The organism is Eubacteriaceae bacterium Marseille-Q4139 (assembly GCA_018223415.1).
GTDB lineage: Bacteria > Bacillota > Clostridia > Lachnospirales > Lachnospiraceae > CABSIM01.
In genome coordinates this window covers 3,085,620-3,105,909 of the sequence record JAGTTQ010000001.1, presented here as the reverse complement: position 1 = coordinate 3,105,909, position 20,290 = coordinate 3,085,620, and the positions used below count along the sequence as shown (strand labels likewise).

Annotated in this window: 26 protein-coding genes; 3 read left to right on the top strand and 23 right to left on the bottom strand. The window is 49.3% G+C overall.

Features of this window, described 5'->3' with window-relative positions:
• The first annotated feature begins 243 nt into the window (after positions 1 to 243).
• From KE531_14785 to KE531_14775, 3 genes are all read left to right on the top strand, one after another.
• Complete coding sequence (locus KE531_14785) at positions 244 to 1,695, top strand: 4-hydroxyphenylacetate 3-hydroxylase family protein (GenBank protein MBR9954854.1); 1,452 nt, start codon at positions 244 to 246, stop codon at positions 1,693 to 1,695.
• Positions 1,696 to 1,717: 22 nt separating this feature from the next.
• Positions 1,718 to 3,025, top strand: coding sequence for an acetyl-CoA hydrolase/transferase family protein (locus tag KE531_14780; protein ID MBR9954853.1), 1,308 nt, complete (start codon positions 1,718 to 1,720; stop codon positions 3,023 to 3,025).
• 96 nt (positions 3,026 to 3,121) lie between these two features.
• Entirely contained in the window at positions 3,122 to 4,540 is a 1,419-nt protein-coding gene (locus tag KE531_14775; GenBank protein MBR9954852.1) for a sigma 54-interacting transcriptional regulator, read from the top strand.
• Here KE531_14775 and KE531_14770 read toward each other — a convergent pair.
• The 23 genes from KE531_14770 to KE531_14660 all read right to left on the bottom strand — a co-directional run bounded on the left by KE531_14770 (position 4,515) and on the right by KE531_14660 (position 20,188).
• Entirely contained in the window at positions 4,515 to 5,264 is a 750-nt protein-coding gene (locus tag KE531_14770) for a SpoIIIAH-like family protein (GenBank protein MBR9954851.1), read from the bottom strand. The two genes, KE531_14775 and KE531_14770, sit on opposite strands and share 26 nt — an antisense overlap.
• A complete protein-coding gene (locus KE531_14765; protein ID MBR9954850.1) occupies positions 5,264 to 5,866 on the bottom strand; it encodes a stage III sporulation protein AG in 603 nt (200 codons plus the stop codon). The genes KE531_14770 and KE531_14765 overlap by 1 nt, the downstream gene beginning before the upstream one ends.
• Positions 5,820 to 6,392: a stage III sporulation protein AF gene (locus KE531_14760; GenBank protein MBR9954849.1), complete on the bottom strand. Its 573-nt coding sequence runs from the start codon at positions 6,390 to 6,392 to the stop codon at positions 5,820 to 5,822. The genes KE531_14765 and KE531_14760 overlap by 47 nt, the downstream gene beginning before the upstream one ends.
• A gap of 4 nt (positions 6,393 to 6,396) precedes the next feature.
• A complete protein-coding gene (locus tag KE531_14755; GenBank protein ID MBR9954848.1) occupies positions 6,397 to 7,551 on the bottom strand; it encodes a stage III sporulation protein AE in 1,155 nt (384 codons plus the stop codon).
• On the bottom strand, positions 7,548 to 7,934 hold the full coding sequence (locus KE531_14750; protein ID MBR9954847.1) for a stage III sporulation protein AD: 387 nt from the start codon (positions 7,932 to 7,934) through the stop codon (positions 7,548 to 7,550). The genes KE531_14755 and KE531_14750 overlap by 4 nt, the downstream gene beginning before the upstream one ends.
• Before the next feature lie 12 nt (positions 7,935 to 7,946).
• Positions 7,947 to 8,141 carry a stage III sporulation protein AC gene (spoIIIAC, locus tag KE531_14745; protein MBR9954846.1) on the bottom strand — a complete coding sequence of 65 codons (195 nt, stop codon included), beginning with the start codon at positions 8,139 to 8,141 and terminating at the stop codon, positions 7,947 to 7,949.
• A 10-nt stretch (positions 8,142 to 8,151) separates the two neighbouring features.
• On the bottom strand, positions 8,152 to 8,688 hold the full coding sequence (locus KE531_14740; protein MBR9954845.1) for a stage III sporulation protein AB: 537 nt from the start codon (positions 8,686 to 8,688) through the stop codon (positions 8,152 to 8,154).
• Positions 8,603 to 9,607, bottom strand: a complete 1,005-nt coding sequence (gene spoIIIAA / locus KE531_14735) for a stage III sporulation protein AA (GenBank protein MBR9954844.1) — start codon at positions 9,605 to 9,607, stop codon at positions 8,603 to 8,605. The genes KE531_14740 and spoIIIAA overlap by 86 nt, the downstream gene beginning before the upstream one ends.
• A gap of 200 nt (positions 9,608 to 9,807) precedes the next feature.
• Positions 9,808 to 10,206: a putative toxin-antitoxin system toxin component, PIN family gene (locus KE531_14730; protein ID MBR9954843.1), complete on the bottom strand. Its 399-nt coding sequence runs from the start codon at positions 10,204 to 10,206 to the stop codon at positions 9,808 to 9,810.
• 1 nt (position 10,207) lies between these two features.
• Complete coding sequence (locus KE531_14725; protein ID MBR9954842.1) at positions 10,208 to 10,465, bottom strand: AbrB/MazE/SpoVT family DNA-binding domain-containing protein; 258 nt, start codon at positions 10,463 to 10,465, stop codon at positions 10,208 to 10,210.
• A gap of 158 nt (positions 10,466 to 10,623) precedes the next feature.
• Positions 10,624 to 11,034 carry a nucleoside recognition protein gene (locus tag KE531_14720; GenBank protein ID MBR9954841.1) on the bottom strand — a complete coding sequence of 137 codons (411 nt, stop codon included), beginning with the start codon at positions 11,032 to 11,034 and terminating at the stop codon, positions 10,624 to 10,626.
• Positions 11,035 to 11,096: 62 nt separating this feature from the next.
• Complete coding sequence (locus tag KE531_14715; protein ID MBR9954840.1) at positions 11,097 to 11,696, bottom strand: DJ-1/PfpI family protein; 600 nt, start codon at positions 11,694 to 11,696, stop codon at positions 11,097 to 11,099.
• 4 nt (positions 11,697 to 11,700) lie between these two features.
• Entirely contained in the window at positions 11,701 to 11,940 is a 240-nt protein-coding gene (locus KE531_14710) for a hypothetical protein (GenBank protein ID MBR9954839.1), read from the bottom strand.
• Positions 11,941 to 11,966: 26 nt separating this feature from the next.
• Positions 11,967 to 13,337: a TRAP transporter large permease subunit gene (locus KE531_14705; protein ID MBR9954838.1), complete on the bottom strand. Its 1,371-nt coding sequence runs from the start codon at positions 13,335 to 13,337 to the stop codon at positions 11,967 to 11,969.
• A 41-nt stretch (positions 13,338 to 13,378) separates the two neighbouring features.
• Positions 13,379 to 14,188: a hypothetical protein gene (locus KE531_14700; protein MBR9954837.1), complete on the bottom strand. Its 810-nt coding sequence runs from the start codon at positions 14,186 to 14,188 to the stop codon at positions 13,379 to 13,381.
• Between the two features lie 12 nt (positions 14,189 to 14,200).
• Positions 14,201 to 14,770 carry a hypothetical protein gene (locus KE531_14695; GenBank protein ID MBR9954836.1) on the bottom strand — a complete coding sequence of 190 codons (570 nt, stop codon included), beginning with the start codon at positions 14,768 to 14,770 and terminating at the stop codon, positions 14,201 to 14,203.
• A 16-nt stretch (positions 14,771 to 14,786) separates the two neighbouring features.
• Entirely contained in the window at positions 14,787 to 15,368 is a 582-nt protein-coding gene (locus KE531_14690) for an HD domain-containing protein (GenBank protein MBR9954835.1), read from the bottom strand.
• 14 nt (positions 15,369 to 15,382) lie between these two features.
• Complete coding sequence (locus KE531_14685) at positions 15,383 to 16,633, bottom strand: hypothetical protein (protein ID MBR9954834.1); 1,251 nt, start codon at positions 16,631 to 16,633, stop codon at positions 15,383 to 15,385.
• Between the two features lie 230 nt (positions 16,634 to 16,863).
• On the bottom strand, positions 16,864 to 17,664 hold the full coding sequence (locus tag KE531_14680; protein ID MBR9954833.1) for a MurR/RpiR family transcriptional regulator: 801 nt from the start codon (positions 17,662 to 17,664) through the stop codon (positions 16,864 to 16,866).
• Positions 17,665 to 17,681: 17 nt separating this feature from the next.
• Positions 17,682 to 18,161 carry a 23S rRNA (pseudouridine(1915)-N(3))-methyltransferase RlmH gene (rlmH, locus tag KE531_14675; GenBank protein ID MBR9954832.1) on the bottom strand — a complete coding sequence of 160 codons (480 nt, stop codon included), beginning with the start codon at positions 18,159 to 18,161 and terminating at the stop codon, positions 17,682 to 17,684.
• 18 nt (positions 18,162 to 18,179) lie between these two features.
• Positions 18,180 to 18,671, bottom strand: a complete 492-nt coding sequence (locus tag KE531_14670) for a GNAT family N-acetyltransferase (GenBank protein ID MBR9954831.1) — start codon at positions 18,669 to 18,671, stop codon at positions 18,180 to 18,182.
• Between the two features lie 15 nt (positions 18,672 to 18,686).
• A complete protein-coding gene (locus tag KE531_14665; protein MBR9954830.1) occupies positions 18,687 to 19,385 on the bottom strand; it encodes a response regulator transcription factor in 699 nt (232 codons plus the stop codon).
• A gap of 14 nt (positions 19,386 to 19,399) precedes the next feature.
• Positions 19,400 to 20,188, bottom strand: a complete 789-nt coding sequence (locus KE531_14660; protein MBR9954829.1) for a helix-hairpin-helix domain-containing protein — start codon at positions 20,186 to 20,188, stop codon at positions 19,400 to 19,402.
• Positions 20,189 to 20,290 lie beyond the last annotated feature (102 nt).

Here is a 20,290-nt window from a genome sequence, read left to right as displayed (position 1 = left end):
TTGATATCGTCTGTATAAGCAATCTTTGTGCCAGCCTTCCTTTTCCCTCTGCTCAGGCCTTTTTCCTCTGCTTTTCGTTCCATATTTGGAACTTTTTCGCTTTTTGTTCCGTTTTTGGAACGCTTTCCTATGGGGAAGCCATAAAGAAAGACTGATTTTTCCGCATTTTCCATCCTGTTTCATCGTTGGCACACTAGTTGCTGTATCATATGACATCATTATTTCAGAAAGGAAGATCAAGCTATGGCACTTATGACAGGAGAGCAATATGTAGAAAGCATGAGGAGATTAAACCTTCGGGTTTACATGTTTGGAGAAAAGATCGAAAATCCGGTGGATCACCCGATTCTTAAGCCGTCTTTAAATTCCGTAAAAGCCACCTATGATTTGGCCCAAATGCCGGAATACGAAGAGCTTATGACGGCTTTGTCGCCTTATACGGGAGAAAAAGTAAACCGTTTTACCCACATCCATGAAAATACCGGCGATCTGATAAAGAAAGTGAAAATGCAGCGTCTCTGCAGTCAGAAAACTGCTGCCTGTTTCCAACGCTGTGTCGGTATGGACGCCTTCAACGCCGTTTTCAGTACCACTTTTGAAACAGATGAAAAATACGGCACCCACTACCATGAAAATTTCAAAAAGTTCCTTCGCTATATACAGGAAAATGATCTGACCGTCGACGGAGCCATGACGGATCCCAAAGGAGACCGCTCCCTGCCGCCTCATGCACAGGCAGACCCAGATCTCTATCTGAGAGTTGTTGAACAGCGCGAGGACGGCATCGTCGTCCGCGGCGCCAAAGCACATCAGACCGGCTTTGTCAATTCCCATGAAGTCATTGTCATGCCGACGGTTTCCATGGGGCCTGATGACAAGGATTACGCCGTTTCCTTTGCCGTGCCCACGGATGCCGAGGGAATTTTCCTGATTGTCGGACGCCAGTCCTGCGATACGCGGAAACTGGAAGAAAGCGAGATTGATGTGGGAAATGCTGAATACGGCGGAATGGAAGCCCTTGTGGTTTTCAATGATGTCTTTGTCCCCAATGACCGCATCTTTTTAAATGGTGAACATGAATTTGCGGGCGTTCTTGTAGAGCGGTTTGCCGGATATCACAGGCAGTCCTACGGCGGCTGCAAGGTTGGTGTCGGAGATGTCCTGATTGGCGCCGCAGCCGTAGCCGCAGACTATAATGGCGTCCCGAAGGCCTCCCACATTAAGGACAAGTTGATTGAAATGACCCATTTAAACGAAACCCTGTACTGCTGCGGCATTGCATGTTCGGCAGAAGGGAGACCGACAAAATCCGGAAATTATCTGATTGACCTTCTTCTGGCCAATGTATGCAAGCAAAACGTGACAAGGTTCCCTTATGAAATCGCGCGTCTGGCCGAGGACATTGCCGGCGGCCTCATGGTAACGGCTCCTTCCGAAAAGGATTTAAAGGATCCGATCATTGGCCCGTATGTCGACAAATATTTCCGCGGGGTCAGCCATGTCTCCACGGAAAACCGGCTCCGCATCATGCGGCTGATTGAAAATCTGACCCTTGGCTCCGCAGCCGTCGGCTACCGCACGGAATCTCTCCACGGTGCCGGCTCACCCCAGGCACAGCGCATCATGATTGCCCGTCAGGGAAATCTGGCTATGAAAAAAGAGCTTGCTAAGGCCATTGCAAAAATTGAGGACTAGGATACAGAAGGGAGAGACTGCTGTGAATTGGGAACTCGATTATCAAAAGAAAAAAATGGATGCAGACAAGGCCCTTGATCTGATCCGCTCCAACGACCGCGTTGTCATCGGACATGCCTGCGGTGAACCGTCCTATCTGGTCGATACGCTGGTGAAAAAAGCTGCCCAGTATGAGAACGTGGAAATCATCCATATGGTGCCTATGGGAAAGGCTTTATATGTACAGCCTGGCATGGAACGGCATTTCCATCACAATGCTCTGTTCGCAGGCGGCCCGACCAGAAACGCCATTGCGGAGGGACGTGCCGGCTACACACCCTGCTTTTTTTACCGGGTACCTTCCCTCTTTGCAGACGGAACGCTCCCGGTGGACGCGGCACTGGTACAGGCGTCACCTCCGGATGAAAACGGCTGCATGAGCCTTGGAATTTCCGTTGATTACACACTTCCTGCTGCTACATGTGCAAAAAAACTGATCGTACAGGTCAATAAAAATTACCCTGTCACCGGCGGAAACAGCCATATCCATGTATCAGCCGGCAACCTTGCTGCGATTGTGGAACATGACGCTCCGGTGCTTGAGCTTTTATCTCCAAAAGTCGGCCCCACAGAGCAGGCTATCGGTTCCTACTGCGCGTCCTTGATCCATGATGGGGATACTCTTCAACTTGGAATTGGCGCGATTCCCGATGCGGTCCTCCTTTTCCTGGGAGATAAAAAGGATCTCGGCATTCACTCCGAAATGTTTTCGGACGGCGTCGTTAATCTGGCAGAACGCGGTGTTATCACAAACCGGCGAAAAAAGACACATCCAGGAAAATTTGTCGCTTCGTTTTTGATGGGGACAAGACGTCTTTATGACTTTGTCAACCACAATCCGGATGTGGAGCTGCATCCGGTGGACTATGTCAATCACCCGGTCACCATCATGAAAGAGGACAACCTTGTCTCCATCAATTCCTGCGTCCAGATGGATATTACCGGACAGGCCGCCTCGGAATCCATTGGCTGTACGCAGATTTCCGGCGTAGGCGGACAGGTGGACTTCATCCGCGGTGCTGCCATGGCAAAGAACGGAAGGTCAATCCTGGCCTTTCCATCTACGGCATTAGGCGGTACCGTCTCCAGGATTGTCCCATTTCTGACGGAAGGCGCCGCAGTTACCACTTCCCGCAATGATGTGGACTACGCGGTAACGGAATATGGAATTGCAAAGCTTTCCGGAAAAACGCTCAGGGAACGGGCCCGCGCCCTGGTGGAAATCGCCCATCCGGATTTCCGCGATTCTCTGAAAGATGCCTGCGAAGAGCGCTTTCACACACGCTTTTGAGGAAATGTAAGAAGTATCCTCATTGTATTATCAGGTGTGGTATGGTAAAATCGGATTCATCAGGCAGATGCCGCATATCGTCAGGGAGGGTCGATTATGACAAGAAAACGAATTTCATCCGAAGCCTTAAGCAGCGAATTTCTCGATGCTATTATCGAGCACTCCTTTGACGGTATCTATATCACAGACGGCCAGGCCAATACCATCAAGGTGAACCGTTCCTATCTCACCATCTCCGGGCTCAGGGAATCTGAGGTTCTCGGTCACAATATGCGGGATCTCGTCAAAAATAAGACGATTTCTGCTTCCGGCTCCCTTATGGCATTAGAGCAGAAAAAGCCTGTGACAATCCAGCAGGATTTTAAAACCGGAAAGCGCGCCTTAATTACCAGCAGCCCGATCTTCGGTGCGGACGGGGAAGTGCTGCTTGTCATCACCAATGTCCGGGATATCACAGAGCTTTACCGTCTGAAAGAGCAAACTACGAAATTAGAGCACGAGGAAAGGAAACTGCGGCAGGAGCTCCAACACATGAAATCCGGTCTTGGGATTCCCGAGGGCATCATCGCCAAGGATCCGAAAACTGCAAATGTCCTGTCTCTTTTAAATAAGGTGGCTCCGATGGATACCACTGTCATTCTTCTTGGGGAAACTGGTGTCGGAAAAGAAGTATTTGCAAAATACCTCTGTCAGAACAGTCAGAGAAAGGAAAAGCCTTATATTACCGTAAACTGCGGTTCTATTCCGGCAAACCTCGTGGAAAGCGAGCTTTTCGGCTATGAAGGCGGCGCATTCACCGGCGCAGACAAGAATGGAAAGATGGGACTCTTTGAACTTGCCAATCACGGAACAATTTTTCTTGACGAAATCGGAGAACTCCCCCTTGATATGCAGGTAAAACTTCTGCGTGTGCTTCAAGAACAGGAAATCGAACGTGTCGGCGGTCGGAAGCCGGTTAAAGTGGATGTGCGCGTCCTGGCTGCCACCAACCGCAATCTGGAAGAAATGGTAGAGCAAAAATTGTTCCGTCAGGATCTGTACTATCGCCTGATGATCTTTCCGGTCCATATCCCGCCTTTGAGGGAACGCCCCGGCGATATCCTCCCGCTTGCAAAGCTGTTCCTGGAACGTCTGAATAAAAAATATGACATGAGAAAATATTTCTCCCGCCTGTCCATCGGGATGATGGAACAGTATGCATGGCCGGGGAATATCCGCGAGCTGCGGAATATTGTAGAAAGGGCTGTCATCATCAGCACCAGTGACGAGATTTCCCCGGATGCTCTGCATCTGTATCCGTATAAAGCACTGCCCCGGGATTTTAAAACTTCTCTCCCACCGACGGCAGATCTCAAATCGACCCTTCGGAACATTGAGTTAGAATACCTAAACCAGGCCTACGAAACATATGGAAATGTCCGTGATGCCGCCGCCAGCCTCAACATGGCACCGTCAACCTTCGTCAGGAGGCGGCGGCCGGACTTATTCCCTATTCCTGAAGATCCAAAAGCGTAATCACAATCCCATCGGCTCCAACCTCCGTCTTCCGCTTCACGATATCCTCGATCTGCGCCCGCTCCGGGTCGGTGATGGAGGCGGCGTTGATGACGACATCCACCTTCCCGTCGGTGATGCTGACGACCGGGTCGGAAAAGCCTTTCGCCTTTAAGAGCGTTTCAGCCGCGTTTTCCTTTTCCACGATTTCCGTCATCTCGATCATGCTCTGGATGGCCGTCTGTTTTTCTGTCTCCGAGATCATGTCGCTGCTTATGATTTCCATTAACGTCTCTTTATTCTTGGCCCGGATCTGTTCTCTGTTGAGCTGGACGCCGGCTATGTACTCGGAAACGCTGGTGCCGCCTGTGAGGACAGCCTCGCCGGGATTTTCCATACCGGCTTCTTCTGCCGCTTCACCGGCCGCGCCGTTATCGGCAACTTCCGTGGGGGCGGCGTTTTCCGACGATACGGTCTCTCCGGCCTCCGGAACTGCCGAAACCTCGCCCTCGGTGTCACTGTCCAGGCTTGCAATCTCCTTTAACGTCCCGTCGTCTGCCATGGGCTGTGCCTGATTTTCTGCCAGAATGTCTTCATCGGAGATTTCCATCATCCCGGCCTCGTACACTTCGCTTCCGGCCACCTCCTTTTTGGCAGAATAGTTGAGATATCCGGCGGCCGCGATCATGACTGCCAGCGTCGTGATAATTACCTGGTTTCTCCTGAATATCCGTTTCATTCCCATCAGACTCCTTTTTTCACCCTCTTTAATACTTTTATCTTATGTGCAGGCAGGCCGAATAATGCTTCCATGGCCTCAGAAATTTCCGCTTTTACGGCCGTGCTTCCGCCGCCGTCGGCGCTTATGACGATGCCGGAAAGCTCCGGCTTAAGCTCTTTTTCCACGATGGGGCCGCCGTCTGTCCCGCTCCCGCCCATTACTGTGCTTTCTGCGCTCTCCTGCTGCCTGGATAACCTCTGTGTCCCGTCAGGCTCCGACTCCTCCGTCACCGACGAGGACATGGTTTTATCCACATGGAAGACTTTCTCCTCCGAGGACTTTAACACCACCATCACGTCCACTTCCCCGACGCCTTCCACCTGGCTTAAAATCGCGCGGATTCTGTCCTCCAACTCCTTTTCATACTCGCTGTCGCCGTCCGAAACGGCCGTGCCGGCTTCCTGCGTCTTTATCTCCTGCATCTGTCCGGCAGTTTTCTCCTCCTTTTCCCCATTTCCCGTCGGCAGGGCGATGATAAACAAAAGAAGCCCTGAACAGAACAGGAAAATTAACTTTTCTTTATTGAGCTTCCAGCCTGATTTCAATAAATCCTTCTTCCAGTCCATAATACTCTCCTATCCGTTTCCTGAGCCCGGCAATCTCCCGGTTCGCTTCCATGCGGTGGTTTTCCTCTTCTTCTCTTGATAGGCTTTCGCCGCCTCCCAAAAGAGCTGCTTTCATCTTCACTGACAAAAGGGCACCGAAGTTTTCGCTCTCCCCATCTTCATTGAGCGCAATCTCCACGCTTTTGCAGACAAGGCCGCTCCCCTCCGCCATGGTTTTTAAATCCAGCTCCACCGCGGCCTGAAAGCTCTCCGTAAGCTTTTTAAGCCGTACCTCTTCCGCCTCCATAATTTCCCGCTTTAAAAGCTTTGCGTCGTTTTGGAACGTGATCCGCTCAAAGGCTCCTGCCATGCGCGCCTCAAGCCCTGTGAGGTCGGCAAATGGCCGGAACACTAACAGGATAAAAACCATGCCGGTAAAGAGCCGCAGATACTTTTCATACGTCTTATCCGGCAGAAGGTTTAAAACCACTGTCATGAGGATCAGATAAAACGCAAGCCCCCGCACCCACTCCATGATCCATTCCATCCAATCACCCCGCATAATACGCTGCATTCGTGGAAATGCAGAGAATTGCTATGGTCAGCACGAATAAAACCAGGGAATAACCCACCATTTTAAGGAGAATCCCATGTCCCCCGGCTACCTCGGAAATGCAGGCGGAAAGCCGCTTGTCACAGACCGGCTGGATCACGGCCGCCGTCCCGTAATAGAGCGCCATCAAAACCGTGAGCTTGATGACCGGCACCGCCGCCAGCACGAGAAGGACGATGACGCCGGCGGCCCCGGCCGTATTTTTTATGAGGATCCCGGAGCCCATGACGATCTGGGAGACGGCGCCTGCGCCTGCCCCGACGCCGGGAATCAGCTCCACAAGCCGCATGGCAGAGGCATTTTTTAAGGCATCTGCCTGCGGAAGCACAAGCCCCTGGATCAGGTGGAATCCCAAAATCAGTCCAACCATGGTTTTTAGCGTCCACAAAATAAACTGCCTAAGAAGCGATGTCATCCTGGAAATCATATCTTCCTTATATAAATTTCCTGCCAGCGCCAGCATCATGTACACCTTCATGAGCGGGATTAAAAATCCGGAAAATACCGCCTGGACGGCGCCGATGGCCGCAAAGGTGACGGTGCACATGGCCGACGATGTGACGGCCCCGCCTGCCATGGCTGCCGCCATGAAATAGGCCGGCAGCAGCACCCGCATGAATTCCAGGATGTTTTCAAAAACCTGATCCGCCACGGAAACACTTGCAAAAAAGCTGGCCGATAAAAACGTCATGGCGAGCAGGTAAACCACATAAAATCCGGTTTCCGACACCTGCCCGGAGCCAAAAATCCCGGAAAAGTTGGAAAAAATGGCCCCGATCACCGCAAGGACGGCAAGCTTTGCCATGAGCCCCATGTTGGTGCGGATTTCGGAAAACAGCGCTCCTTTTCCATTTTCCAAAAGGCCGGACGCCGCCGTCTGAAAATCCCCGTCCATGAGGCTTTTCATCAGCTCCCCGAAGGAAATCCCGTTTTCCGCCCCCAGGCTCTCGTCCAGATATTCCTGGATTTCGGAAACATCGAAGTCCTCTAAGGAAAAGCCGATTTCTTCCCCGCGCACCTTCATGGGAGAGACGGCGATAAGAAAAACGAAAAACGTCATGCTCCATAAAAAAATCCATCGTCTCTTTTTCATTCCATAAACACCTTAAGAGTCTCTAAAAGAGCCAATAACACCGGCGCGCTGACGGCCAGAATCGAGAGCTTCCCGAACATCTGGATCTGCGTGCCGAGAGAAAAAAATCCGGCGTCCTTGCAGATCCCGGCCGCAAACTCGGCGATGTAGGTGATCCCCACCATCTTTAAAAGCGTCCCGAGATAGATGTTCTGCACCTGGATGTAGCTTCCGATCTCCCTTGCTGTCTCCAGGATGATGTCGAGTCTCGAAATACCCAAAAAGCCGATGACAAGGGCCGCCGTTAAAATCAGGTAGACCGAATACTCACCCTTTAACGGCTTAATCTGGACAGCCAGCACCACTGCCGCAATCCCCATGACTGCCGCCTGAACGATTGTCATGCACCCGCCTCCCTACAATGCAAACAAGGTTTTGATGGTTTCAAACAGCTCGTAAATATAGGGGACAATCCAGAACAGGACAAGCACAAGGCCTGCCAGGCTCGTGAGAAAGGCCTGGTCTTCCCGCCCGCTGTGCTTTAACACCTGGCAGATGACCGATACCAGAATCCCCACTGCCGCAATTTTAAAAATCAGGTTTACCCCCATGCCATCCTCCTTACAACATGATTACCGCCAGGAACAGCCCGGCGGCCGCCCCCAGGCTTTTTAAGAGCTTCATCCTGGCGTCCATTTCCTTTTTTAAATACGCCATGGAATCCTCAAGCTGCTCTAAATATAAAAGAAGCGTCCGCTCCTGCATGTCCCGGTCGGCGTACCCTAACGTCTCCCCCAGGCCGCAGAGCGCCTGCATGTCCGCTTTTTCCATGGGAAAATCTGCCGGAAACTTCCCCGCCTCCTCCTTCCATAGGACGAAAAACGGCGTTCCGCGCTCTTTTTCCATCCGCTCCTTCACCCGGAGAAAGAAAAGCCCCGGTTCCTTTAAGTGCCCGCTCCGTCCCTCCAAAAACCGTCTGCCGACCTCAAAAAGCGCCTCCGACAGGGTGGAATTGGAGTAGAGGATCTCCCCTTTTAAGGCGTATGCAAGCTTTTTAAACAGCAAAAGGATTTCAAACCGCTCCCGCAGGCGCCCTGCCGCGAGGAAACCTGCCCCGGTTAAGGACGCGGCCATCAGCGCAATCCCAAGATACCTCATCGTTTATCAGCTCCCTCCTGTTTTCATCATAAATCCCGATGACTGTTCCGGGATGCGGGTTTTTCCCGAGCACCACGTACCGCGCGAACACCTTTTCCCTCACCATCTCGGAAATCACCGGTTTGTTTGTCAGATCGAAGACGGAGCTCCCGTGAACCGTCGCCAGAATCCGGCAGCCGCAGTTTGACGCCTGGCGCAGGGCCTCAAGATCTTCCTTTGTCCCGATTTCATCGACAGCCACCGCGTAGGGCGCCATGGAACGGATCGCCATCATCATTCCCACGGCCTTCGGGCAGCCGTCCAGCACGTCCGTCCGCATGCCAAGGTCACACTGGGGCTGTCCCAAAAAGCAGGCCGCAAGCTCCGACCGCTCGTCCACAACGGCTACGGAACGGCCTGGCCCATACCGGCTCCCGTCGGAGACCTGACGGATCATGTCCCGGAGCATTGTCGTTTTCCCCGCGCCGGGCGGCGAGACGAGAAGCGTGTTCACAAGGCCGCCGTTTTCAAAAAGGTACGGAAACACCGCATCGGCACAGCCCTTTTTCTCATGGGCGATGCGGATGTTTAAGCTGGAAATCTCCTTGATGGTGCGAACCTTGTCCCCCTCCAGGACGGCCTTTCCGCAAAGCCCCACCCGGTGTCCGCCTTCGATGGTGAGAAAGCCCTGGCGGATTTCGTCCTCGTAGGCGTAGAGGGAATGCCTGGCAAAGATTTCCAAAAGCTCCTTAAGGATACGCTTTTCTGCTCTCGGTGCTGTTTTCGCCCCGCTTCCCGAAAGAAGCCCCTGTTCCCCGAGCACCCATTCGGCGCCGTCGATGATAAGAAAAACTGGCTGCCCTGCCCGGATCCGAATCTCCTGGAGCCCCGCCGTGCCTGCGGCGCGCTCAAGGTATTTTTTAAGGTCTGCTGCCTCCATTGTCCCACGCTCCTTTATCTCAATATATGAAGATGGGGCGGGGATATGAGTGGTTTTTGGGACAAAAAAAGCTGCCGCACCAGGATTTTCATTTCCTGGCACAGCAGCCCTGTTTCCTATATATAGCCCATCGTCTCGGCAGGCCGTAAACCTTCACTAAACTTCCTGGCTTTTGCATCGCGTCAGAAAGGCTGCAAAGGTCATACTTCTGCGCCCTCTTTTTCAAGAAATTGTGCGACAGTCATGCACTTTGGGTGCTCTATGTCCAGACTAAGGAAGTCTTTGTCGCCGGTGAGGATGATGTCAACATCCGATACGATAGCCGCATTCAAAATTGGTTGGTCTTTTGCATCGCGTATCAGCTTTTCCGCATGGTCGACCGCAGGAATCAATTCATAGGACATTTCCGCCAGAAGCACTTCCGCATCCGGCAGATATTCCGGTGCTTTCCGGCCCAGGATATCCCGCAACTCCGTAATATTACGGTCACACAAGACAATTTCATGATTATCTGCAACGTAAAGCAAAGTCTTTGCCGGTTTTGAATGCGGAAATACCAATGCAGAAAATAAAATGTTCGTATCAATCAGTATCCGCATTTTACCGTTCCTTTCCGTAACGAACCTCATCTACCAGCGCCTGAATATCCTCCTCGCTGGAAATTCCCATCGTCTCAGCGGCACCTGCAAAAGCAACCTGTGCTTTGCGGATCGCCGCAGCAGAAGCATTGCTGACAACGATTTCGCCGTTCTGTTTTTGAAGGAACAGAATTTTATCACCGGATTTTAAACCGAGCTGACGTCTTATTTCCACTGGTACAGTGATTTGACCATTCGCAGAGATTTTCGCCAAATTCATATGAGTTCTCCTTTCTATTCTTTAGATTTCAAGTTTTCTTTATCCCCATTATCATTATATCCCATGCATCAGGGAAAGTAAACTCATCTGAACAGAAATTAAGCCCTCTGCCGCATCCGACAGAGAGCTTAAAAGGACTGGCACCGGACATCCTTTCATCAAATTCCGGCCGTCGCCACCACAAACCGCATGATGAGCATCGCCGCAGCCGCGTCGATGAGCGGTAGAAGGAACAGGATCCCGTGATATTTTTTGTTTGCGCCTGCCACCAGGATGATCCTAGCATAGCCGCCGATCAGCGTTCCCATCAGCATGCAGGCCGGCATCAGAATCGCGCAGTGCCCAAGTGTCAGGGTACCCTCGGCGTACATGAGTGCCGCCATGGAACAGCCGGAGGCTTTTGCAAAAAAGGCCGCCACCAGGACTGCCACAGCCGCTCCCGGAAGCCCGAAAACGCCCATAAACGGCTGGAAAACAACGCTGATTACATCCATAAGCCCCGAAAGCTTTAAGAACTGGATCAGAACATAGCCCAAAATCATCGCCGGCATGATGGAGTTGATCGACATGTTAAAGCCTCTCCGGCAATAAGATTTATGGATAATAATGAAAGTGTTTCAGTCCTTCGTCTCTATTCTATACAATTTTTAAGCTCACTGTATAGAAACCTTTCTTTAATTGTTTTGCTGTCCCCTCCTAAAGCATCAACAACGGCGAATGAAAATGGAAGAACCGTACCAGGACCGCGGCTAGTAATCAGTCGTCCTTTTTCATCCACTACCACTGTGTCTGTCACATAATTGGCATCTGTAAACAATGATTCCAATTTAGGATCAGGATACGAAGTCAATGTTTTTCCCCTCGTCACGCCTGCAAAAGCTAATACACTAGGAGCTGCACACATCGCCGCAAGATATCGATCTGAAGCATCAGCATAAAACTGAAGTAGTTTTAGCAGCCTCTCATCTGCCTTCATATTGTCCGTTCCACTCCATCCACCTGGAAGTATTACGGCGTCATATGTCTCATATTCTTTTAAAGAATCTGTCAGCACCTGATCTGCAAGAAGTCTCATACCATGCTGACATCTGACAATCTCGCCACATATGCTGACTCCATCACACCGAAATCCGGCTCTTCGCATTACATCTATGATGGTGGCCGCCTCGCTTTCTTCGCATCCATCCGCAAGAATCACCATTACTTTTTTTGTCATTTTTTCCTTCTCCATTTCTTTAGCTCTTACCTTTGTCCTTCTCTTTGAGGTAGGGACGAAGTGCACCACAGATTGCAGTAAATGCTGCGAAAATGCACATAGGATCAATCAAAATATCGTAAACAGCCGCTGCCATAGCTCCGTTCAGTGTAAGAAGTGCAAACAGCTGTACTGCCAGCAAGATAAAGCCTAAAATGAACGTAACTGCAATTGTAACTGTAAAGATTTTCTGTAAAAAATCATAAATTTGTTTCTTCATGATGTTCTCCTTTCCTTCCTCAGCCGTTATGCAGCCACAAACCCTGGAATAATCCCAACACAGTAAAAATAGACTAAAATAAAGCTTGGTACCGCATAAAGAAAAATTAAATCTTTAAAGCACGATTTCACATCCTCTAATCCGGCGATACCCCCTGCTACATAAAGAGCAGGTGTAGACGGCGGAATACAGCTTCCCATAGTGGCAAGTCCTAAAATAGAAGCGCCTGCCGCATATGGATTCACACCCGCTGCGATGAGACCGGAAAAAGCAATCGGTCCAATGGAGTTCATAATAACGGTCGGGCTTAACGGACCAGCGGCCAGAAAAATAATGGCAAGAATCACAAAGATCAAAAGGAGTTTATTGACATTCATGGACGCAAACAATGTCCCCATCTCCTCGGCAAGTCCCATTTTGGAAAGCACTCTCGCCGCAAAATATCCAAGAAGCAGCGTACTTCCGAGTTCTTTAAAGCGGCCGATGGAACTTCCTAAAAGCTCTGCCCATCCAGATATGCTGTGCGGCAAATATGCCCAGCCTTCGATTATAATTACTACACAGATCATCATAGGAAGCCAAGTCATCAAAGAAACAGCACCGTTTCCGGCAGAACCCCAAGTCTCCTGCGCTTTCAACCAGGTATTGAATGCTCCGGTTGTCACCATAACCGGGATAATTGTCCCGAGAAACATTGTAAGGCCGGTCCAATTTTTTCGGAAAGTTGGCCCCAAGGCCGGAATTGATTCTTTTGATGGTTTTGGAATTCCTGCACGACGGACAATATAAGCCGACTGAACCAACCTCAGAATTACCAGATAAAACCCGCATATCAGGCCTGCCAGATACATCTTTCCTGAAGCCAGCCCCATGGATACAAAAATTGGCCAGGATAAAATTATTGCAAAGCTGGAACTTGGCGGAATCACCGAGGTAAGTCCGGCATTTCCTGTCGCAATAATACTGGAATCCTCTCTGCTGAAACCGGTTTCATTCATCCAGGGAATAGTTACTGCCCCTATGGTCGCACAACCTCCCATAACAGAGCCAGCACAGACCCCATAGGCCGCAGAACCAAGCACATTGACATATCCCGCACCTCCCCGCAGACGGCCAAAGATCGAATTCAGAATATTTACAATTCTGCCTACCATCCCAGTACGTTCCATTAAAAACCCCATTAAGCCAAACATAATCAATGCGAATTCATTTTCCTGGGTGAAACTGTACTTAACGGAATCCACTGCATATACTGCAAAATTTCTTCCTGACATAAATAAAAGGACGATCCATCCAGCTAAAAGACTCGTGATGATAGATTTTTTCAATGCCAGCATGCACAGAACCACAACCACAAGATATACACCAAAGCAAATAACCGAATATCCTATCTCCATACATACACTTCCTTTCATTTCCCGCATCTTTCTGCAATGCTTTAACCTTCTCTGTCAATGTAAAAATGACTCCCATAAGTTTCCAGCGTCCGTTTCAGTATTTCGTCGTCTGGATGACCGTAAACTTGAAGCTTTCTGGAAGCATGAATCCCGAATGGCTTTAAATCCACCAGCATCTCTGCTTGCTTTAAAGCAATGCTGACTGCATCCAGAACAGGCACCCCATCTACACCAGTCTTCGTCAGGCCTGAGGCGTACGCCATAGAGAGAACACCGTTTGAAAACGGAAGCAGTACTGATGCGCCATCTGCAATAGCCCGGCGTGCCGCAGGAATAAACTTTTCCTTAAATGCCTCTGTTTTGTCATATGAGTGGTAGGCTTCCTCCCGCGGAGCCGGAAACCAATAATTGTTTGAAAGATATCTGCTTCCAAAACCATACTGTTCTGCCATCTGCCGGTATCTTTCACACAGATATTCTGATCCAGTTATGGCAGTAAAACGATATCCCATCATCGCAGCCATTAAACATGCGGACTGAAAAATTCCCACAACCGGTATATCCAAAATTTCTCTTCCCTCTGCCAGACCTCCATCCATGGGAAAAGCAATGACAAACGCGTCAAACCCTTCCTTCTTTGCTCTGTACATATTATTTAGAATCTGGTTTTTGTGATAATACTCAATAAATTTGTACTGTGCTAGTTTAGGCTCCATTTTAGGAAGCCCTATCACATAAACCTCTGTATCTGGCCTTACAACCTGCCGACAGCGCTCCTCCACCCGCTGTCCAAATTCATTATAAAAGTCTTCGTAGCGGTATGTACCGCCCATCTGATACCAAATTTTCATACCGTTCCTCCTTTACATAACCGTTTTTTTCGCTTTTACCGGAAGACCTACTATATTTCTTCTCAGTTCCCCATCCAAAACATCAGTGTAGTAGGCCAAAAACGCCTCGATATTGGCTGCCGGAACGGAGTAAATTGGTGTATGCGCCATTATCATGTGTACAATTTCTTTTGGCATTCCTTTTTCATAGGCCTTATGAGCTGCATAAATGCTGTGGGTTAAGAGCTTTCCGAGTTTTGTTTTGCCCACTTCTTCATCTTTTTTCCAATATTCCAGAAACTTACTTGCATCATGCAGAAGATCTCCTGCTATCAGAAAATCCATATTGAGACGAACCCCGTATGCCTCCTGAACACATTTTGCAAGTCTCCATGCAGCTTCCGTGCAGACTGCCTCATGGTGTATCAGAAATGTATTTTTCTTTGTCGGATCTGCATGAATCATCGGGACATCGTTCACATGCTCAAAGCTGCTTTCTGACAGCATCTCCTGATAAATTTCCAAAACATCCTCCTTCAGCTTTTCATTATGAATTTGAGCCAGGAGCATTTCAAATTCATCAATTTTGAAAGTACCGTCCATCCTGTACTCCTTTCTCCTATTCGGTATGGGTAATTAAATAGTTTTTGTCCTTTGCCCGCAGTGGGAGGCCTGCCATCTTACTGCATATATCCTCGTCAATTCTCTCACAGAAATACAAAATTAAGGCTTCCGGAGTTGTTGGGATCCTTCCTGTTTTTTCCGAATTGCTGATGATCATATGAATGACCTCCACAGGAATTTCCTGACGAAACGCCTCATTGATTCCAAAAAACTGATCTGCGTAAAGACGTCCTTCTTCCGTCTTTTGTACTCCGCCAACAACCGGATGATATTCTAAAATTTTACCCACGTCATGAAGCAGGCAGCCGGCAATCAGACAATCTCTGTCTATATCCAGCTCTTTATATCCTTTTCCATAGACTTCAGCCAAATTAACCGCATATTCCGTCACATTACATGTATGCTTTACAAGACTGATGGCCGTACAATTAATCCCTGATGGAATATCATAAATACTGTTCCACTCACTTTTATTAAATAAATTTTCCCAGACTGCCTGCACTGCAAAGCGAAGCTTTTCATCCTGAATTTTGGACAGATATCTTTGAAATTCCAGCAAAAATCCTTGCTTTTTCATTTTTTCCCTCCGTTCTATTTCAGCACCTTACGGATAATTTCCTCCATTTCCCGGTCATCTGCGTATGTCTTTTTTCTGCAAATCTCCATCATATTTTCATAAATTTCATCACTCTGTGCATCCGTAGCTGTGAGCCCCATAGCTTCTATCTTCACCGGGATTGCTCCATGACGCCCGGGCGGTGTTGTACCGCCCCAAATAATTTCACGTTTCTGCCCCAATTCCTCTGCTACAATGTTTTCAAAGACCAACCAGTCCCCTCGCAGGCAAAACGGGATTTTTCTACCTAGATAGGAATAGGCATATTCTCCTGTAATTGGTGCATTCTTTGGAATCGGAATACCATACAGTTCTTCCACTAATTTACTCAAACCATACAGCTTACTCATGTCAATTCCTGTCTCTATATTACAGAGAACCTTCAGAGCTGCCGCTGCCTGCTCCAAAGGCGCATTGCCAGTCCGATGTCCTGTTCCATTAATTGTCACATCAGCGCCCGCAGCTCCAGCTTTAATCCCCATTACCGTATTGGCAACAGCCAGGCCGAAGTCATTATGACAATGTACGAAAACTTTAATATCAGGACCGACGATCTCTCTTACATATTTTACAAGAAACTGCATGGTATCCGGCGTAAACCATCCTCTTCCATCATATACAGTCACTCTGTCGGTTCCTGCTTCTGCAAAACTTTTGTATGCTGTCATAAAATGATCCAAGCGATTCGTCCCCCCGCCTACACATGTCAACATACCCTTCGATTTTGCATACTGGATTGCATCACAGGCTTGCTCAAGGACCCTCTTTTCTCCATCTTCACTGTTTCCACGCTCTGAATTTCCTCGGATTCTATTGATGGATCCAACCAGATTTACCATGTCAAACCCTTCATCTGCCGCAATATCGATATTGTGCCTGTAATCCTTGGCTCGCACATTGATATGGCCTCCCAGTTTTATTTTTATGCCGTTTCGTTTCGCTTCCCTTAAGAATTCCACATGTTCCTTTGTATGCGGATAACCAATCTCTGCCTCCTGGATTCCAGCTTCCTCAAGCTGTTCCAGTATTTTCAAGGTAGTGGAAACACTGGGAAAAACCCCGACAGTGTTAAATCCAGAGCGCAAATCTTCCCTGAGTATTGCCTGAGATGGTTTCTCACTGTTTCCTGGAATTAACGGCGAATCGCCAATTTTGCTGCGAATCCATCGTTTCTGCGGATCCAAGATGGAATCTTCCATCAATATTTTTTCAGATAAATTTGCCATAGTATCCCCTCCATTTTTCTAAATTCGACGTCGGATTTCTTTGATATTTCTACTATACATATTTTTATTTTTCTTTTCGACATTTTTTCAATTTCTGAAACCATTTTCATTTTTTGAAAATATCAAGGAATTGGCACGAAAGTTTACATACTTTTTGGGACAAAAAACTGCCATACATATACCTTCCCGATTTAAGGAGGCTATGTGTATGGCAGTTTGTCTGGCCTTTTCTATATTTCTTTCTTATCCTGAAACTGTTTCAAACGATAATGGGCATAAGCCTGAGCAATAATGTCTGCCGCCACTTGAAGTTGATACGGATGGGACGGCTGGTTCTGCCTGGAAGAAAAATGAATCACCTCATTTAAGAATGCATTCTTTTTTACATAAGGATTCCCTGTTATGAAATAAATTTTAGGCCGTTTTATATTCGGATGGATCCTGTTCTGCGAATATTCATAGTCGAAATAAATCCCCGTATAGCTGAAAATGATGATTAAGTCCTCTTCATCGGCCTGCTCCAGATATTCAATCTGCTGTGAAAAATGTACCTTAGAATTCACCTGCTTACCCAGCATCTGCAAATCTGTCTGAAGATTCATGGCTACGGTTTCCGCTTTAAGCAAACCAAAGACAGAAACCTTTTTATGCATGTGGATATCATTCACCAGCTTTTCCACCTGGACCATATCCAAACTGTTTCCAACCCTGGAAATTCCTTCCAAAACCTGATCTACATAATCTTTTTTCTGCTTCTCGCTGTCCTCAGCCTGAGATCCGACTTCAAATTTCAAATCCGTCTCAGCAATCAGCTCCCTTAGTTCCGCAAAGTCATTTAATCCCATATCACGACAGAATCGACTGATGGAACTAGGCGATACAAAACACTTCCTTGCCAACTCTTTAATTGAGGTATTTCTCACTTCATCCAAATGCTCAAGAAGATACGCTGCAATTTGACTGTTTGTTGAATTCATAGACTGACTGGACACTTCAGCCAGAAGCAAAATCGGAAGTTTCCCATAAAACATCGGGCTTCCCCCTTCCATCACTTATGATACGGCATCCCCAGGCTGATCCGGTAGCTCCTGTAAATCTGCTCCAAAAGAATCACCCGCATGAGCTGGTGGGGAAACGTCATCCTGGAAAAGCTCAAGGAAAAATCGGCCCGCCGCATGACGGCCTCCGAAAGCCCCAGTGAGCCGCCTATAATAAACTGAATATGGCTTACGCCGCCGATGCCGAGGCTGTCGATTTTGTCTGCCAGCTCCTCGGAGCTCATCATCTTTCCCTCCACCGCCAGAGCAATCACATAAGCGCCGTCCTTCACATGGGAGAGTATCCTGGCGCCTTCCTTTTCCTTTACCTGTTCCGCCAGGGCGCCGTCCAGCCTGTCCGGCGTCTTCTCGTCGGCCACCTGCACGATTTCCAGCTTGCAGTAGCTTCCAAGCCGCTTTCCGTATTCGGCCACGGCCTGCTCAAAGAACTTTTCCTTAATTTTCCCGACTGCGATTACCGTAATTTTCATCGTTTCCTGCGGCCCTTTCTAAAATTCCAGAAGCATGTCGTACCACACGGCGCCGCCGTGAACGGACTTCGACACGCCGAGATTCCGGTATCCGAAGGACTCATAATAATGAATCAAACGAGCCTTGCAGGTTAAGATCAGTCCTTTTCTCTCCTTCTTTCCGGCGTCCGCAATCAAATGCCGCATCAGCGCAGCCGCAATTCCCTGTCCTCGGAATTCCGGCATCACGTCCAGCCCGAAAATGCTCTGATAGCCGCCTTTGGGATTATGTAAATTGCTGTCCTCGAACATTTCGTCACGGATCGTCTGTTCGTCGGTGACGCATCCGTTGATGAAGCCGATGATTTTTCCGTCATGGACAGCCACAAAAAAGCTCTCCGGAAACGTCCCGATCCGGCTTTCAAGGGCCTTCTTTCCTGCCGCCTCTGCCGCCGGGAAGCAGGCCGCCTCCACGGCCGTCACTTCTTCCAGGTCTTCGCTCTTTACTCCGCGTATGATAAATTCCGTCATGGGATTCTCCTTTTCTTATGCTCTGAAATAATAGCCGACGCCCCATTTTGTATGAACGTATTTGGGGTCGCTGGGGCTTGGCTCGATCTTCTCTCTTAAACGCCTCACATGGACGTCCACGGTTCGCACATCGCCCGTATCCATGGCTTTATTTCCCCAGACGTATCCGAGAAGCGCCTCTCTGCTGTACACCTTGTTGGGGTTCGTCACCAAAAGCTCTAAAAGGTCGAATTCCTTCGCCGTCAGGTTGATCTCCCGCTCCTTTATGAAGACACGCCGCCCCTCCCGGTCAAGCTTCAAATCGCCGCAGACTACCGTGTGGGTCTCCTGCTTTGCGCCTCTCCCGGCTTTCTTGGAATTGCGCCGCATGATGGCCTTGATCCTGGCTTTCACCTCCAAAATGTTGAAGGGCTTTGTGATATAGTCGTCGGCGCCGTATTCCAGGCCCAGGATCTTATCCATGTCGCCGCCCTTGGCCGTCAGCATGATGATCGGCATCTCGGAAAACTCCCGGATGGTCTGGCACACCTCAAGCCCGTCATGCTTTGGAAGCATCACATCTAAAAGCACCACATCATACTCTTTTGCCTTTGCCATCTCTATGGCTTCCTCGCCGTCATAGGCGCAGTCCACCTCATATCCGTCCTGCTCCAGGCTGAACCGGATTCCTTTCACAATCAGTTTTTCATCGTCAACCACCAAAACTTTAGCCATCTCTTCCTCCCACTTCAAACTGTGATACTGTCCTTTATCTTCTGAAACATGGCATCCTTGATGCCTGGGACGTTTTTAATCTCTTCAATCTTTTTAAAACCGCCGTTTTCCGTGCGGTAGCGGATAATGTCGCCGGCCCGGGACTCGCCGATGCCGCTTAATGTCATCAGCTCTTCTTTTCCGGCTGTATTGATGTTTACGGGGGCCGGCCCATCGGAACTGCTGCTGGAGCCGGAAGCCTCCTGGCCCGTAAGACGGCCGATTTCTTCCATGGAAAGGCCTTCTGCCTCCGCCTGAGTCAGAACCCGAAGCTGCATCCCGTCGCTCACCACGGCCGCCAGGTTCAAACAGTCGGCCGCCGCCTGTTCGGTGAACCCGCCGGCCGCCTCCAGCGCCTCAAAGGCGCGGCTCCCCTCCGGAAGCTCATAGACGCCGGGATTTTCCACCTCTCCGCAGACATGGACGTAAATGACAGGCGGGGCCTCGGATTCCGCCGTGCTTTGGACTCCGGCCGTCCTGCCGTCCGATTCTTCATCCGCAGGCGCCTTAAAAGCTCCATCCGGCATGCCATCTGTTCCCGCGCCGTCCGCCGGCGAAACGCTGTCTTTTCCGCCCGAAACTCCGTTTAAAACTTCTGCCGCCGAATCACCATCTTCTGCGGAAAGGAGAATTTCCTCCCCGCTTCCCGCAAAAAGCCCCTGCCCGTCTCCGGCTCCCCGAAAAAAGCCGTAATAAAGACCGGCCGCGGTCATAAACACCGCAGCCGCCGCGATTTTCCAATATTTTTTTAAATTATCCAACATGCGGCACCTCCCAAAGCGTTTTTTCTCCCGCTTCGGATGCCCCTGTTTTGCCTACTTCTATTCTATCCAAACATCCGCCCAAACACAAGCCCTTATTTCAGA